Source organism: Hymenobacter sp. BT559 (assembly GCF_016427535.1).
Lineage (GTDB): Bacteria > Bacteroidota > Bacteroidia > Cytophagales > Hymenobacteraceae > Hymenobacter.
The window spans coordinates 17,710-34,676 of the sequence record NZ_JAELXV010000012.1; the positions used below are offsets into that span (position 1 = coordinate 17,710).

Below are 16,967 nucleotides of genomic sequence, written 5' to 3' on the forward strand. Positions count from 1 at the left end.
CAGGATTTCGCTAAAGCCATTCTCGGCGATCGTGGCCGTGCTCCAGTGTCCGTTGAGGCTGATCTCGACCCAGTCACCGGGCTTCCATCGGGTCAGATTTTCCTCGCAGGCTAGCAGCACTTCCATGCCTTCCTGGCGCACCAGCTGCAGGTTCACGACGGCCAGACCCCGTTGCACCCGCTCGAGTAGATCCAGGGCGTCGATGCGACGAATGTCAGCCTCCACCAGTTCCTTTTCCCGCTCCAGGTAAGTGAGTAGCTCAGAGGTCTGCATCGGCAAGCAGCAGCTGCAGGTGAGCGCGGGTTGGCGCGTCGTGCACGTAGAGGTAAACGCCCCGGGTGGCGCGGGTCAGCAGGATGCGGTAGCCCTTGAGCACGGCCAGCAGCAGCTGGTCCAGGCCATCCGCCTGCTTAAGCGCCTTTTTGGACTTGGTGCTGGCAAACGCGGTCTCGTGCACGTGCGCCGGATCGACGGTCCAGCGCCCCTCCCGCCACACGAGGTCGTCCAGCCACAGCAGCCCGATGTAGTCGAAGTCAAAGCCCCGCACCACGTAGGGACAGCCAACTTCGGCCAGCGGATTCAGGTGCATCTGCGAGCCTTCGGGGGCCTGTACGTACAGAGTATAGTCTTCTGCTGGGGCGTAGTTCCAGGGCCGCGACCAGGACTGGAGCTTCCCCGTGGCATCGGGGTAGGGGAGGTAGAAGTCCTGGTTCTGCGGCGCTACGCCATGCACGTCACTGACTTTCTTGGTTTTCCATTCCACCGAGTAGCTGGAGAGCAGGCGCACCAGCTGCCCTTCGGCATGGTGCTGCCCGAGGATCTGATCCAGCGCCGCCGGGGAGTCCACCAGCTGCAGGCCGAAGGGCGCGTCCGGTTTAGCCGGCGTCCGGCGCCAGTCCAGGGTGGTCGGCTCGTCGTGGATGCCGAACAATCCTTCCATCCAGGCCACGTATTCGGTGGAGCCGCCGCAGCGGTACTGTGCCCCGCTCAGGTCCACGGTGTGCACCTGGGCCCCGAAGTCTTCGGCAAAGCGCCGCAGATCATCCGGCGTGGTGGTCTCGTTGTCCCGGTAGCTCTGCCGGGCGTCGAGCAGGAATACGGCCACCTGGGAGCAGCGCATGATGTGCCAGGCCTGGGGGCCGGCTTGCAGACACCAACCGGCGGAAAAGCCGATGTCATGCCCCTCAGGATTAATCAGCGCGTGAGCCTCGTCCACAACTGAGAGAAAGTTCATGTTGTCGGGCGTCTTGAAGTGCCCGATCTGCCCCTCCAGCACCCGCAGGTTGTCCCGCCACGAGAAGGGCTTCATCGTGTAGCCTTCGCCCTGCAGCTGCTTGACCAGCTTGCCGTAGAGACCCGGGTTAAACTGGTTGGCGGGCAGCACGTGGTACTCGGCACCGGTAATCTTACTGGCCGTGTCGAAGACGCGCTTCATGTTGGTCTTCTGCGAGCTGGAGGTGGTCACGAAGGCCACGTTGCCCCGCTCGTTGTGGCGCAGGGCGGCTTCTACCCAGAGGTTGGTGGCCAGCGCCGACTTGCCCGAGCCGGGCGGGCCCAGCACCAGCACCACGTGCTTCTGACCGGGCTGCTGGCTGGCCTGCTCAATGGTTTGCAGAGCCAGCTCGTAGCCTAGGCGCTGCTTGTCCAGCAGCTCAAAAGGGCGCGCCGTCGTGTTGCGCAGGCTGCTGGCGACCTGCCGCAGCATGTTGCGGTCCTGCTTGTAGGTGCCCCGCTCAAAGTCCTGCGCAAACTGCTCGTCGGCCTCGTGCAGCAGCCCGGCCAGGTGGCCGGCGAGCGTGCCCACGTCCTTGCCGGCGCTGAACACCGGATAGGAGCTGGTCAGCGTGATGTGGGGCGGCTGGGTATAGGCGGCCACGCTGGTCGTGGTCGTGAAGTACACGCAGCCGTCGACCCGGGCCTGATAATCGTGCACGGCCGAATGGAAGCGCTGGCAGTAGAGGGTGTAGCCGCGTACCTGATCGGAGGGATGGAGACGGTCCTGGCCGTGGTGACGGATCAGCGCCTCGCTCGCGCCCGGCTCGTCCTCCTTGGTGTCCCAGTCCTTGAGCTCGACGATGACGACCTGCGCCTGGCCCTGGGCATTGCGGCCCAGCAGCACTACGTCGCACCAGGCGGAGGCGGCCGGCAGCTTGTATTCCAGCGTGACATTGCCCAGGTATAGATGGGCAGCGCCTACTGCCTGGTGAAGATGCTGGGCCTGGGCCAGCACCACGGACATGCGAGGTAGTGACTTCTGCCAGGCCTGCCGCTCGGCGGGGGTGTCGCGGCCCGTGGTAAACATGAGCTCGTCAATCAGCCCGTTCATGTCGGCGGCTACTCGGTCACAGAAAATATCGATTGTAAATAGCACGCCAGCGGGGATCAAAGGAAAGAGTGGATCAGGATAAATAGCCGTTGTCAAACGCCATGGCGCGCATTATCCCGGCTGCAGGAATCGCCGAAAGTAAGCTTCCGTCTCCTTATTGGTGAAGTACACGTAGCAGCCCTTCATTCCCCGGGTGAGCAGCGTCCAGTAGATGTTGCGGGCGTGTTCTTCGAAGCGCGCCGGATTATTGCGTAACATAGGGTCTCGGTTAGCCGCCACGTTGCCCACCAGCTGGTCCTGGGCGGCATCATAGCGAAAGTCATCGCCGATGATGACGCCCACGTACTCAAACTCAAAGCCCTGCGCGGTATAAATGCAGCCTACCTGCCCGAAGCCGGTGGGTAGGAACGCCCACTGGTACCAGGCCGGGATGCCCGGCTGCAGACGAATGGTCTTGCCCGCCGCATCCTTCGCGTCCTTCGCTTCCCAGGGCATGTGAAAGTCTCCAATCTGCACATCGTCAACCAATGAGCCGTCGGGGTTGGGGTCGGACCAGGGCCAGCAGAACCCGGCGACCAGGCGGGCGGAGTTGGGCTTGCGCTGCTCGTGCTCCTGCAGGCGGGCATAGATCTGGTCGGGGGAGTCAAAAATCTGAAAGTCGAACACCTCGTTGTCGCGCAGCGTCCGCGGCGTGGTGGTATAGCCCAGCACGAATTCCAGCCAGTGCAGGTAGTTGTTCGAGCCCATGCACCGGTACTGGGTATGCAGCGTCACTTCCTCGATCTCACAGCCCGCCCGGCTGGCCGCTTCGCGGATGAGCGCGGAGCTGCCCACTTCCTGGGAGCGAACGCTCTGCCGGTCATCGATGAAGAAGACCGTCGTCTTGGCGCAGCGGATGAGCTGGTCCACCTGGGGCAGGTCCGTTTTGTCGGCGGGGCGGGTAAAGCGGTGATTGCTGGTTTTCTCTACCCGGTGGGCCTCGTCAATGAGCAGCAGATCCAGCTGGTTCTCGGCCATGCGAGAGGGCAGAAACCGGTGTAGGTTGGAAAACAGCTTGCTGTCCTCGCGCCCCACCAGGTTCTGCAGGCCTTCAATGAAGGGCTTGGACTTGCAGCCGTACAGCGCCTGGTAGTGACGACCGGCCGCCTCGGCCAGCACGTTCAGGGCAATCACGGATTTGCCCGTGCCGGGTCCCCCGTGCACGATGACTACGGCCTTGCGCTGGTAATCCAGGGATTTGCGCACCTTGGACCAGATCAGGTTCTTGGCCACCAGCTGCTCGCCGAGCAGGGAAAAAACGGGCTTCTGCTGAATGACCCGAGCCGAGTTTTCCAGCAGCTTTTTGGAGGGCCGGGTCGGGCTGTTCATGAAGCGGTTGAACACCTCCAGCCCCTGCCCCGCGGCCAGCAGATCCCGCAGTCGGCTGGCCAGGGCCGGCAGGTCGTCGGCCGTATAGAGCGGAAAGTCCTGCAGCAGGCGCTGGTAAACGGGCGCGAACAACCCTGCTTCCGCGGTGCGGTGATAGTTGTGGCAGTACGCGCAGCTGAACAGCAGCAGGGGAGGGGCCTGCTCGAATTCGTCCACAAACCCTTTCAGGTAGTTGTGGTAGCCCTTTACCTGCTGCGACGGGTGCGCCACCCGCTGCTGCAGCCCGCCGGTGTACGTCTCGACAAAGTTGCCCTCGTCCTCCGTGGCCTGCACCTGGGTCCACTGCTTGAGCTCCAGCAGCAGCACGCAGTCCACCCCGGCCGCATCCCGACCAAAGAGCAGGCAGTCGATGCGGTTCTGACTGTAGGGCACTTCGTACTCCAGGGCGATGTAGCTGTCCCGCAGGCCGGCGCTGGCCAGCAGCTGCCCGACCTGCGGCAGGGAATTCTGCCAGGACCGCACTTCCCCAGGATCCGGGGCGTGGCCGAATGCAGTTTCAAATGCACTCAGAAGCAGGCCTTTGAGCTGCTGCTGCTCGATAGCCTGGAGAAACTCGTCCGTGGAGGCCTGGTAGATGAGCATGGAAAGGGGCCTACTCAGCCGTTAATTCATCGTATTTGTTTGCATTTCCCCGGGCGAGGTTAACCGGGTACTTCTCCGCGTTGCGGGCAATCTTCTCGCGCATCAGTTCCGCGATATCCCAGTGGTACTTATCGGCCAGCTGGAAGGCGTAGAGCAGCACGTCGGCCAACTCTTCGCGCACCTTACCCACATCCGCCTGCTCGGCAGTCTTCCACAGGAACTGCTCGTTGAGCTCGGCAGCCTCGATACTCAGGGCCAGGGCTAGGTCCTTGGCATTGTGGAACTGGGCCCAGTCCCGCTCGTCGCGAAACCGGCGCAGCTGCTGCAGCAGCTCCTCGATCGGGTTATCCATGGCCTTCCGTGAACATCGTGCGGGCTAGGGCCAGTTCTTTGGCGAACTGCAGCCCCGTATCCAGCCCAGGGTCCAGCTCCTGAAAGCTGGTGTACATCCAGGCCAGCAGCTGCAGGGAGGAGAACGACTTGCCGGGTACTGACGCCAGACTGAACTTGCTGGTGCGATTGTCGGGGTCAATGCCGGAGCGGCCCAGCATACCGATCTCGAAGGCTACCTCTTGGACTTGGTCGCGGGTTTTGCCCGCCAGGTACTTGAGCGCATCCAGGCAGTAAAACATGACGGCCATTTGCCCGGCCGGACTGTCGTCGTAGCTCACGGGCTCCTTGCGGGCATCGGCGGGCACGGGGCCATCGAGATCTAGGGGATCCCGCTCGATGGCGGCCAGCAGGTCTTCCGGCGAAGTGGCGCCGTTGGGTTCTTCGGTGGGGGTAGCCGCGGTTTCAGTCTTGGCACGCCCGCTGGCCAGATCACCCCGCATGCTGGCCTCATCGCGCAGCTCGAAGTAGGCGGCCATGCCCAGGTCCTTGCCCCAGTGCTGCACCAGCTCGTATTCCTCGCCCGGTTGCCGGTCCACCCGGTACTCCTGGTATTCCTTCCACAACTGCTGGGCTTCCCGCAGATCAGGGACGGAAGCCTTAAACTCGGGGGTCAGATCGTAGCCGAACAGATCCTTAAAGTGCAGGGCGGCCACCAGGTTCAGCACGGTATTGGCCCGGTGCACGGCGGGCGGGGAGTAGGTGGCTACCTGTTTATTACGTGCCGACTCGATGTACTCAAGCAGCAGCTTGTGCAGGGACAGGAACTGGGTCGGGCGCAACTCCTCGTACTGCTGGTAAAGAAAGTCCTCAATAAAGAGGTCAAGGGGCGCGTTGAAGAGCTGGCGCATCATGCCCTCGTACACCGACTCGATGAAGCCCGTGACGTTGGCATCGCTGTAGCCAGCTTTCTCCAGCTTCTTGAGCTGCGGCAGGGCTGCCTTGATGAAGGCCTGCTTGCCCGCCCCGGTCGACGTAAACAGGAGGTTGTTCCCTGCCTGCCGGGCCTGCCCCATAAAGTCCAGGTGCACCATCTCGTGCATGACCAAGTGATCGACGGCCGGGTAGCTGGGCTTGAACCAGATCTGGTGGTAAGCGCGGCCGTAGTTCTCGGCGACCTCCAGCTTGGCGGCCGTGGGGATGCGTTCGTCCGCGTCCACGCGGATCTCCTTGCCGGTCGCCGCTTCCAGCTGCTCCTGGTACTCATCGGCCAGGGCGAAGGTGTTGGTGGCTTCTAGCTGCTGGCGGGCGACCTGCATCACCAGCGCGAGCGCGCCCCGGCGAATGGGATCCCCGCTGCTGGCGTTGCGCAGGGCCTGTAGGGCGAACTCGAAGGCCTTGGTGTAATCCCGACGCTGCTGGCGGACCATGGCCAGGGCGTAGAGCACGTTGGGGTACTTGGGCTGAATCTCGTAGGCAATCTCGAAGTAGCGCTCGGCCTCCTGGGCTCGGCCCAGCTGCATCAGGTTACCCCCGATGTTATTGATGGCAATGAAATCCTGGGGATTGATGGCCAGGGCCTGGTCGTAGAATTTGTTGGCCGAAGTAATGTCGTCCTTGTGGCGGGCGTAGATGTTGCCCAGCATGATCAGGGCGTAGCCATTGCGCGGATCCCATCGTAGGGCATCAATCAGGGCGTCAATTGCCCCGTTCTGGTCCCCGGTTTCGGACAGTACCTGCCCCAGCACGCGGTGATACTCGGAGACCGTGGGGTTTTGCGCCAGCAGCTGGCGCAGGCGCGGCAGGGCTTGCTGAAACTGCCCTTTCTCGCAGAGTTGCAAGATCTTATTGTACTCCGCATTCTGGCTGCTGATGGCCTTGGTATCGATCTTTACTTCGACTACCTCTCCTTTGATGGTGACGGTGGGGCGGTAGGGGCCAAACGTGTAGAAGTCAGTCAGGTGCTCAACCAGCCGCGCCGGGTTCTGGCCAAAGACTTCAGCTTCCGGGAATAGACTGTAGAGAAAAACATTGAGCGAGTGGGTAATAGTCATCAAACAAAAGTTGCCGACGTAAAGGAGCCGGAACAAAACTGTAAAGGTAGGGTAGTTAATAAATCAGGCTCGTACTCGCTAACTATATGCATATCACACAGTTATAGTAGAGCTATTCTTATGTCACAATTACCTAGTCATAGGCGTCCCCTTGCGTTTTACCTTAAACTAAATATTCTGTGCAAGCATCTTTGCTGGTTCGAGGTTATTGGCTCGGCTAGAGAAAACTGAACTATAGCGGATCGAAGAGCGCACTTTATTGTCCGTGTATGAGATTCTAAATGTGCGGTGGGCAGCAACCTTCTTGAGAGTAACTCTGGAAGGAATTCGAATTAACGAGGAGGAATAGAGATTCCATGCCATCAAGCTAAACTGCTACCTGGATTGCCACAACCGACTTTGGATACATGCTGTAGTGTAGGCTGTGTTTCTGTCGCGAAGGATTCACTCAGATGGCATCGGGCTAGACAATAAAGTCGTTGACGGAGGTAACTCCTGCCGAAACGTGCTCAACTGCTTGAAATCGGCGAACAAAAACAGGTGGCGTCCTCCTGGGGCGTCGTGATCAAGAACAACTGTAGTAACGTATCCGAACTCCTCTAGAAGTTGTTGAACCAAGTTAGGAAGGGGTTTAGCGACCTTGTTGTTTTTTAGACTAACTAACAAAGTATAGCGAACTGGCGGCTGGCGGCTAAGTGCCCATGGCTTCAATTTTCCGTGATTGAAGGAGCGCAGTGCAATTTGTACAAACCGCAATCCATCCGCATACGGGATCATTAACGAACGGTCAGGTAAAGCCCTGGTCATAGGGAGAGCTGCGTATTAAACACAGTAATAACAATGCGTTGCAGCAACTTACAAGTAAGGGGCATGCTGAGAGTTCTCTGATGCTGAGACAAGATCATAGCAATCCTGGTAAAATTAATAAGTGGTTCCTAAGAAGTTATTCTAGTAGAATTTTGGTGAAACTTTGGTGGAACAATATTGGCTTGTTACCTTTGAGTGAAATCAAGAAGTTACTGCGTGTGAATACCTTCATACTACTATAAAGCAGTGGCGTTTACGAGAGACCGAAGGCAGTTCTACTATTCTCACAGTTTTCACCTATCGCCATTTATCTAGATTCTTATGAAGTTCTATTGGCCGGCGCCCCTTGACCTGATTGATCCGACCTACAACTTTGTCCAGAATGGTGGTTTTTATGGAGCGGCTAAGCACCAACACCAGTTGTACCCTCATGAAGTATTTCCTGAGCCTGTTTATCATGGCTTTATGATTTCTAAAGCCCACGCGGAAAAAGGGTATGCCCGGTGGAATTCGGCTCAACTCAATCGCTTCTTGCGGGAGGGTGCCAAACGGTTTATGCGCACCCAACCAGCGGCGCTTACTATCATGGGTGATTCAGGGGCCTATACCAATAACACAACCACCGACTGTCAAGGCCATCTAATTGATCAGTGCTTGGCAGTGGTCAACTTTTATAATGCTATCGGGGTAGATTATGGCTTGGCCCCGGACAACATGATTAGTGGTAGTGCTGGAGATGCACGTATTTCGCCCAGCCAATACCTGGATTGGCGGCACCGATGGCACCGGACCCATGCCCTAGCGGAAACCTTTCTCGCTTTATATCGGAAGAAGAGTCCTCGCTGGCAGCCCATTGGTGTGGCGCAAGGCTGGGACCCGGACTCGTATCAGGCTAGTGTGGCCGCTTTGCAGCAGATGGGATACTGCTACATTGCTTTGGGAGGGCTAAACTGCCTAAAGAGCGCCGCCATCGTTGAATGTGTAACAGCCTGCTTCCTAGCAAAAGCCGAGAAAACGGAATTTCACTTGCTAGGAGTGAGCCGAGCGGAGCACATGGCTCTGTTTGCTCAATTGGGGGTTACTAGTTTCGACAGTACCATGCCCATGCGCCAGGCCGTCAAAGATGACAAGGATAACTTTCATGGCAAGGAAGGGCATTACGCAGCAATAAAATTGCCGCCTACCGAAAGTAGTCCGCGGCTGCAGAAACTAATCCGATCACAAATCCTCTCGGCTGATCGAGTCCAAGAGTTGGAACAAATGACCTTAGCCAGCTTACGCCATTTCGACCAAGGCATAATGTGTCTAGAGGATGTACTGGAAATTTTGAAGGCCGGCAGCGATTACCGGCAGGAAGTCGACTATGCAGACCAATACCGTCGGCTCCTACACGATCGGCCATGGCGCCGGTGCGCATGTATCATGTGCTCCCGCACGGGGATTGAAATTGTATTGCTTCGCAATAGGGAGCTAAATCTTAGACGAGGCTTTCACAACCTATATGTGTTTTCTAATAAGTTAAAGGCCACATTCCCATCTGATTGGTATTAACTCACTTCAACCCATGGCAAAAGAACGTTTTCTCCACATACCCGCTATTGCTTTTCAACAGAGTGAAGGCAGAACCCTTTTCACTTTTGCTGTGGAGGGATCGATGCTTCATGAGTTCGCGACCGTATCTCGTATTGCCCGGCGGGAAGACGATAAAATTTATGGTTACCAACGGCCCGAGGTCGCCTCGCATATCGCGAATATTGCTAACTACTTGGTGACCAAGGGATCCATGTTGCCAAATGCCATTGTGGTGGCTTTCGATGACGTCGTTGAATTCCTGCCAAGCCTTGATAGCCGTTCAGAAGGCGCAAACATGGGAATTTTGAAGATTCCAATCATGGCGAAGGGCCAGGAGGGTACGCGCAAACCGGCCTGGATTGTGGATGGGCAACAGCGGGCAGCGGCATTAACAAAAGCCGGAGTAAGCGGCTTCATGGTTTGTGTGGTAGGGTTTATAGCAAGCAACGATGCCGAACAGCGGGAGCAGTTCATGCTCGTGAATTCTGCCAAGCCCTTGGCGAAAAGCCTACTATATGAATTGCTGCCGCAAACCAATTGCTTGTTGCCAGCATCTTGGGAAAGAAAACGTCTGCCCTCCGACCTATTAACCTTACTAAATTTAGATAAACGATCCCCGTTTTACGCGAGGATCAAGACTGCTACTAATCCCAACGGCATTATTCAGGACAATTCCGTGCTCCGAATGCTAGAGAATAGCCTTTCGGACGGCGCGCTCTACGTTATACAGGAGCGATACGCTGGGCAGGCGAAAGTCATGATTACTCAAATGTTAGAGGTACTCAATCATTACTGGGAAGCAGTAGCCCGCACATTTCCATCTGCCTGGAACTTGCCCCCAAAAAAGTCACGCCTCACCCATGGGGCCGGCATTATTTCCCTAGGCTTCATCATGGATGCGATTGCTGACCGCCAACCCATGGGAGACACTATTTCCGTTTCTGCGTTCCAGCAAGACTTGAGTTATATTGTCCCTGCTTGCAAATGGACGCACGGCTTCTGGGAGTTGGGGCCAGGGGACCAGCGTAAGTGGAACGAAGTTCAGAATACGCCTACGGACATTCGCATCTTAAGCAATTACTTGCTGGTGCAATACAAGTCCCTGGTGTGGAGTGAGGCGCTACGGGCTAGTTAAGTAGCGTTAGGACTAGAGGCAGGGGTGGACTGGGCGGCAACTCCCAAAAAGCGCGCGCCTACTGCCCTTAAAGCTTCCTTCGTTTTGGACGCAAGTATCTCGTCTTGCCATGAATACCTATCATGGCCTATACGGTAACGGGAATTTATCGCATCACCGATAAAGATGACGGCATTTTCTGCGCGGGTTACGGCCACATACAATATGCGCATTTCTTCCTGGCGGACTTTATCGTCATCTAAACGGAGTGACTGCAGGTACACGGGAGACGTCGTTTCTTGTTTGTCCGCACTTTCCTGTTTGATTTTAATTTTAACCTCCAACCCGTGGGGGGGCTTTCCCGTTTTGGGGTCCGCTTTATCAAGTATAAGGAAAGGGGGCTGTTGCTCTTCGCTTGCAGCAATCAAGGGCACCTGGGCCTCGGGGACAATGACTATCGGAAACTCTAATCCTTTCGCACGGTGAATTGTCATAACCCGAATGAACGGGGGGCGTTTGCGTTTTTCAGCATCCTCAGGTCCGCTGGCCACGGAGATCATTTCCTCCTCGCGCCCCGTGCGGCTAGACCGGCGTAAAAACTCGACGAAAGTATGCAAGGTCAGGGCCTGGTCTTCCCAAAACAAGTTCCGAGCGATTTCCCGCAAGAATTCGAGATTCTGTATGGCTTGTTCGTCTTCCTGTGCGAAGTAATATCCCCGGATTTCAAACAGGCGGTACAGTTGCTCTAGTAATTGAGGAACCGTTGCAATGCTCACCATGCCTTGCAACTTCAAAAGATGATTGTGCAAGTGCGCGTGCTTCCGTTTAAAGGCGGCGGATAAGGGACTTCCACTGCGAACCGGCATTTGCACCTGCCGTACTTTCTCGTCAAAAATAACTCGATGATCCACCTCTCGGAGAAACGGCGTGTCTAGAGCTAACGCGAGGGCCGCATCATCCTTGGGGTAACCGAGCAACAGCTGCAGCATGTAAATGACGGATACTACCTCGGGAAGCGAATAAAACGCCTCACCAGCGTCGGCTTGCACAGCAAATTTATTCTGGGAGAACCCCTCTTCCTGAAATATTTCTCGCAGGCCCTCTACATAGGACTGCTGCAAGTTATTCGAACGCGTTAAAATGACGATATCGCCTTGTTCAACCTTTGAGAATTCGTTGCGTTTGCGCTCTATCGTACATGGGGGAGTAATGCCGCGGCCTTCCAACATGCCTCGAATCACTTCCGCTGTCCGGCGAATCCGCCCGTCGCGCTTATCAGCAGGGTCAGCAGCCACATAGATAAACGGAGGCGGGTCATTTTTACCTTCCTTCATTTCTTCAAATGGCTCTAATGGCTCTTTTAGAAAATCGTATTGCTTCGTATGGCCAATATGTTCAAACAAGGTATTGGCAGCTTTGCAAAAGGCAAGGGTTGGGCGACGCGATATGTATAAGGGTAGTGGCTTTTTGGTGGCCATGTAGTTTTTGGCCATTTGCAGCAAGATGTTGTCCTGCGTTCCGCGGAAAGCATAAATAGACTGCTTCTGGTCGCCGACAACTAACAGCCCTTTCAAGTGAGGGATGAGCGCCTCCACCATACGCTGTTGGATGGCGTCGGTGTCCTGGAACTCGTCAATGAAAAGATATCGGTAGCGAAGAGCGATCTGCTTGGCGATTGAACCATGGTACTTAGATGTTGTCAGCAAGTTAGCGGCTTGCTCGATCAAATCATGGGGGTCGAGCACCTGCATCTCGCGTTTTTTCTCAGCGTATGCTGCCGCCGCTTCTTGCATCAACTTAGCCATAGCCAGCCGATAAGGCTTGCCCATATCCTCGGCTTGTTGGGCAGTCCATTCCGAGATGTCGGTAAAGTCGAGTCCCTGGTTGCGAGCGTGCTCATAAATACGCCCTATGAGTTTGAGCAGCTCATAATCCGGCATTTGGCTGCGTCCACCGTACACCGCCCCCGTGCCGCTTGCTTGATAATGCGCCAGGAGGGCCTCATTAAAGGCCTCATCGCGCAGTTTCTTGGCAAAGGTGATGCCGGTTTCGTAGGCGATATGATCTAAGTAGCCAAACAGTTGCAGGATCTGGCGGCAAAAACCGTGAATAGTACCGATGTAAGCAGCAGCTAATCGCTCCTGTTGCGCGCGCCATTTATAGCGTTCGACAGCCGTCAGAGCCTCTTTCGCGCGCTTGTTGATAGCATTCTGGATATCCTCTCGTAAGCCATTTGCCGCCTTATTAGTAAAAGAGATGAGCACAAACTGGTCAATCGAAGCGTCCTGCGTTTCGATCAGATGAAGCACAGTTGCCACCGATGTGTACGTTTTGCCTGAACCGGCCCCGGCGGCCGTCACGGTCACTTGGTGCCCGACGACGTGGTCAATGACGTCGGCTTGTTGATGAGTGACGGGAAAACCCGCTCTAGTTGTGCTCATATTACGATGAAATGGAGGCAGCCTTCTAGAAGGCCAATTGCGGAGCTAAAGTGTCTTGCTTTACACTGACTCCTAGGCAAGTGGATATATTGGGGCAGTGCTGGCAGTGCTCACCAGAGAATTTGGGAAATTTCCCGCTTTCCACACTTTCAATTACACCCAACAAGTGTTTCTTAATCTTGGCCAAAGGATCTTCGCCAGGGCTGGTCTGCTTGAAACCTCCATATGTTTGTTTGAACACGTCATTTGTAATGCTATCCCACTTGCGGACCTGGTTGTAATGACTGCGTAGGCCTAGTGAGCGTGCGGCACTTTTGGTGTCTGGTTTGTGCCCATTACTTAACCAATTTAATATCAAAGCATCTTTACTGAATACCATCGGGTTTTTGTACCTGCCATTGGCGGTCGTCACCTGTCGGTAACGGAACAAATCCAGCACCACCCGGTACTGCCCCCGATCGCTAGGTATAGGAACATTAATAGGCGGTATGTTAAAAAAGCGAAGATCACTTTCCTCAGAGTACTTGCCTTTACTATTATTGTGCAAGTGGGCCCGGCACCAAAACTCGATATCTCCGACTACCCCTCGAGTAACCTCTTCCCAATCCTGTTCAGTGAAGCCCAGGAAAATTTCTTTCATGCGCGGCTCGGTTTGCTTGCGTAGAGTTTCCGCGTACTGAATGCTGGCATTAGTTCCTGGCCTTGAGACGTTGGCCATATGCCATTCATCCAAAAGCAAGTGTAACCAAACTCCCTTGGCCAGATAGCGCAGTTGGAAGTTCGTAGTGTAGAATGTACTGGTAAAATCAAGGCGCTCTAGTTGATAGCGATAGGGGCACAAATCGTAGTGCATCAATTCTGCTACGGTATAGGGGTCACTCCCATAATCCCGTTCGTAGAGTTCGCTCATCAAGGTCGGCGGCAACGATTCCAGCGGCGGCTGGCTCATTGGGCCGGGTGTGGGAAGCCGATAGGGGAAGACCCGAACATCTTCTTTGCCCAATACGGCCATGACTTCCTGGAAATAGGGTGAGGGCAGTAGTTCCTGGGTGCCATCGGTTTGGGCGTAAGACAGAAAGAAGCGCGCCGGTTTCTGCACGGTTCCAACCGTCGCGCGGATGGCAGCCAAAAAGAGGTAGCGCTCCTGAGCAAGGTTTGGGCCAAGGGTTAGGTCGTAAAAAGGCCAGGGCTCCCGGTGTGGCCGCGGTAGTCGGCTGCTGTCGGCGCCTAAAAAGAAAACAATAGGCTGCTTGGAGTTATCAAGTCCTTCTGGGCCAATAACTGCTATTTGATTGGCCCAAGGGTCATCTTCAGGGCGCTCAGAGACCAGCCCGTTGATCACTTCCCGGAACTGTTCAGTTGAGATAGCAGTAGTATCTGCCGTCTCCAGTTCCAGCAGCACCGCTTGGATTTTGACTAAAAGTTTCCGCTCCGAATCAGCCATGCCGTACGGGTCGAAAGTGTCCAGACCGGATTGTAAGTTTCTGATGTGCTCGGCAACGGTCCGGTCGGGGGTGTTAAACAGTTTAAAACACAGTTTCTCAACAAGAAGAAACACATTCTGCCAATCTGCTACGTCCTCAGCCAGCAAGCCGGAGGAAGGCAGCCGAAGCTTCTTGTCGAGGGTTAAAAGTGTGGGCAAAACTGCAAACGCTCTCTCCCAATCCTGCTTGGTTCTACACCGTGCAAACAGTTGGTCCCGGCAGGCCAAAAAACGTTTGGCGCTTTGCTGAATGCGGAACGAAACCATATTTAACTCAGGCACGCTCAGCAGGCCTGAGCTAAGGATGGTTACGAAGTGCTCAGGAAGTAGGCACAGTTTGTCCTTCTCATCCGCATCCCAGATTTCGTACAAGGTCAGGATAAAGCGACCTAAGGGGGTAAGCAGCAACTGCCGGGGCGGTACGCGCAGCAAATCGGGTCTTAAAACGGGTACTATTCCTGCCGCTTTCTGTTCCTGCCGATACATCTCTACTTCTTCAATTAGCAGTCCCCGGTAAGCATCGGGGTCTCGGGACACTATCCGAATGTCACGGGGTTGGTAGCGGGGCTTGGGTCCAGCAAGTAAAGCAGCTATTTCTTGGACACACGTGCGTACTTCAGTATGCCGGTGCGGAAAGGCACTAATAAATACAGTGCCATCACCCTGTGGCTGCCAAGGCTCGCTGGCTGTGGCGAACAAGTGATGGCTTAGAAATTCGAGATCAGTTTGAGGGGCCGCGTAATTATCAACAGGATGCTTATTTATTCTAGCAAAGAGCGAGTTACCTGTGGACGCATAAGTACGCTTCAGAGCCTCAAAACCAAATTCCTGTTCTTCACGATAGGCATGAATAAACGTAACTTGAGCCCCGAGTTCCTGGCAGCGCTGGGCGAAAAAAAGCTGTAACGGTCTTATAAAACTAAAGCCTTCAAGGATGACTCGTGGGGCTGCCGGTAGGCCTTCTGCAATGAAGCGCCGTGCGGCCCTCTCGAAAGAAATTTCACCAGCAGGATAGTTTTCGTGAAACGCTTTTTGTAACGCGGCAATCAAGGTAATCATTTCGGGCTGAGCCAAACGGTCCGAAATGGGGGTCGGATCATCTATTTGTAGATCGATACCTTCCTCATCCAAGCGTCCAAGGACTTCACGCCAGGTGGCTACATCGTGGCGGAGTTGCTGCCGCTGGCGCATATCGGTTCCCGCTACCTGATCAATTGCTTGGTATAAGTACACTCGTTCCAAAGCCTTGACTTTAGGTAGTCGCAACCCTTTCCTTGGCAGCCAAGGACGCATCATATGTCGCAGGGCATTATCAAAAAGTAGCTGGGGCCGGTATTCAATTACTTTGGTTTCTTCATCCACCAACTGTTTGAGTTGCAGCGCCGGGAAAAAGGCGTCACCTGCGCCTTTAGCATTTTTGCCTCGCAATACTTCTAGAAACGAAGTGGCAACTACAAATAAGTAAGGAGTAGAAGGTACTTGGCCATCAGGCGTTAATTGTAAAACCTCGCGGAGGTGCGAGGAATCTAAGGGCGCTCCATTGAACTGAATCAGAGTAGTTTGGGGGCCAGTCATAGGAGGGGAAAGGGGCGTAGTTTGCCCGAGTACATTTATAATCTGCTGCCAGGTTTCAGAGGATGGAGAAAAAGACACTTCCGTAGCCGCGGCCTTTACCCACTGTTTCAAGGCTTCGGGGGTTAGGTCCTCAGTGCAACGAACACACTGCGTGGTAGGCAGAGAATGCCAAAGGGAAGCGTTCCAGTCAGTTCTCGATACGAAGGGCAGAGCTACTGCTAAGTGCACAAAAGGTGCTTCCCCCCCGGGGGAGTTTTTAGGTAGCCATTTCTTCAATGCAAAGACTTGCTGCTGTACCTGTGCGAGGGGATGCTCTTCCACAGTATACCAGTTTTGTGTTTGCCAAGCGTGGCCTTGAATACCACGAATATTGTTAATGCTTAGACCTTTGACTTCTATTACAAACAAGCCATAGTCACGCAGGGCTACTACAAAATCGGCTTCGCAGTGGCGTAGTCCGCGGAAGTCGAAGATAGGGTAGCGGTAAAAAGCAACTCCTTCTTCATGCATAAAGGCAGCTTGAATTGCCTGCCATACCCGGGTCTGAGGCTCGCTCTCATCCAAGGGATCTTCAGGGTAAAACCTCATAGGATGGGGGCCTGCCGGAAGTCAAATCGCAGTTTGGAAGAGATATTCATTGGTAAAAGAATAATTACCTATTAAGGGACGGTACGAATAAAACGCTCCTTTCTGCAATTTCCAAGCGTTTTATGAATTGCATAAATGAATATGAATTAATATATATTAATTCCCTCTAAATTGTACCCCTATATTTATACTCGCTATTTAACTTATTATTGCCGCTTATGGAGCCTACTATCTATGCTCATGAAACCAGAATTCGGAATGCTTTTGCCAGCGTGCTCCGGGATTATCGCAAAAATGAGCGGGTAGCTCAAAAAGAGGTAAAGTACATTGAAGCCGGCGCGCGGGCAGATATGCGCACCGTCGACCATCATAATATCATTCGGGAATGGGAATTCAAAATTGAAGCAGACTACTCTGCCTTGGGTCAAATACTCGTTTATGTTGCGTTGGCTCGTAAAGAATTCCAGTATAGGCGCTTAGTTCGGGGTGTGCTGGCTGCCTTCACGTTTCCTGAAAACCTTGTTTACACCATAGAGGCGATGAATCTAGGGATTGAGTTGTATACCATCCCGGGGCACTTACAGAACGCGGGCAATTTGGGTGCTACTTTGCCGGAAGGGCCTCCGCAAATACCCACTTCTTTGATCTAATACAATTCTTAACAATT

The 16,967-nt window shown here is 54.7% G+C and carries 9 protein-coding genes; 3 read left to right on the plus strand and 6 right to left on the minus strand.

What is annotated here, in order from left to right; genetic code table 11:
• Positions 1–259 precede the first annotated feature (259 nt).
• From JAO77_RS23010 to JAO77_RS23025, 4 genes are all read right to left on the minus strand, one after another.
• On the minus strand, positions 260–2,326 hold the full coding sequence (locus tag JAO77_RS23010; RefSeq protein ID WP_198992894.1) for a DNA/RNA helicase domain-containing protein: 2,067 nt from the start codon (positions 2,324–2,326) through the stop codon (positions 260–262).
• 111 nt (positions 2,327–2,437) lie between these two features.
• Positions 2,438–4,336 carry a DUF2075 domain-containing protein gene (locus JAO77_RS23015; protein ID WP_198992895.1) on the minus strand — a complete coding sequence of 633 codons (1,899 nt, stop codon included), beginning with the start codon at positions 4,334–4,336 and terminating at the stop codon, positions 2,438–2,440.
• 10 nt (positions 4,337–4,346) lie between these two features.
• Complete coding sequence (locus JAO77_RS23020; protein WP_198992896.1) at positions 4,347–4,688, minus strand: nucleotide pyrophosphohydrolase; 342 nt, start codon at positions 4,686–4,688, stop codon at positions 4,347–4,349.
• The gene (locus JAO77_RS23025) at positions 4,681–6,720 is read right to left on the minus strand and encodes a tetratricopeptide repeat protein (protein WP_213019468.1); all 2,040 of its coding nucleotides are present in this window, start codon (positions 6,718–6,720) and stop codon (positions 4,681–4,683) included. The genes JAO77_RS23020 and JAO77_RS23025 overlap by 8 nt, the downstream gene beginning before the upstream one ends.
• Before the next feature lie 1,128 nt (positions 6,721–7,848).
• On the opposite strand from JAO77_RS23025, the gene dpdA reads away from it, so the two are divergent.
• Positions 7,849–9,078: a tRNA-guanine transglycosylase DpdA gene (gene dpdA / locus JAO77_RS23030; protein ID WP_198992898.1), complete on the plus strand. Its 1,230-nt coding sequence runs from the start codon at positions 7,849–7,851 to the stop codon at positions 9,076–9,078.
• Between the two features lie 13 nt (positions 9,079–9,091).
• Entirely contained in the window at positions 9,092–10,234 is a 1,143-nt protein-coding gene (gene dbpB / locus JAO77_RS23035) for a DGQHR domain-containing protein DpdB (protein ID WP_198992899.1), read from the plus strand.
• Here dbpB and JAO77_RS23040 read toward each other — a convergent pair.
• Positions 10,231–12,654, minus strand: a complete 2,424-nt coding sequence (locus JAO77_RS23040; RefSeq protein WP_198992900.1) for a UvrD-helicase domain-containing protein — start codon at positions 12,652–12,654, stop codon at positions 10,231–10,233. The genes dbpB and JAO77_RS23040 overlap by 4 nt on opposite strands.
• 25 nt (positions 12,655–12,679) lie before the next feature.
• Positions 12,680–16,300 (minus strand): NERD domain-containing protein, encoded by a 3,621-nt coding sequence (locus JAO77_RS23045; protein WP_198992901.1) that lies wholly within the window; start codon positions 16,298–16,300, stop codon positions 12,680–12,682.
• 218 nt (positions 16,301–16,518) lie between these two features.
• Here JAO77_RS23045 and JAO77_RS23050 point away from each other — a divergent pair, with 218 nt between their 5' ends.
• The gene (locus tag JAO77_RS23050) at positions 16,519–16,950 is read left to right on the plus strand and encodes a hypothetical protein (RefSeq protein WP_198992902.1); all 432 of its coding nucleotides are present in this window, start codon (positions 16,519–16,521) and stop codon (positions 16,948–16,950) included.
• The last annotated feature ends 17 nt before the right edge of the window (positions 16,951–16,967 follow it).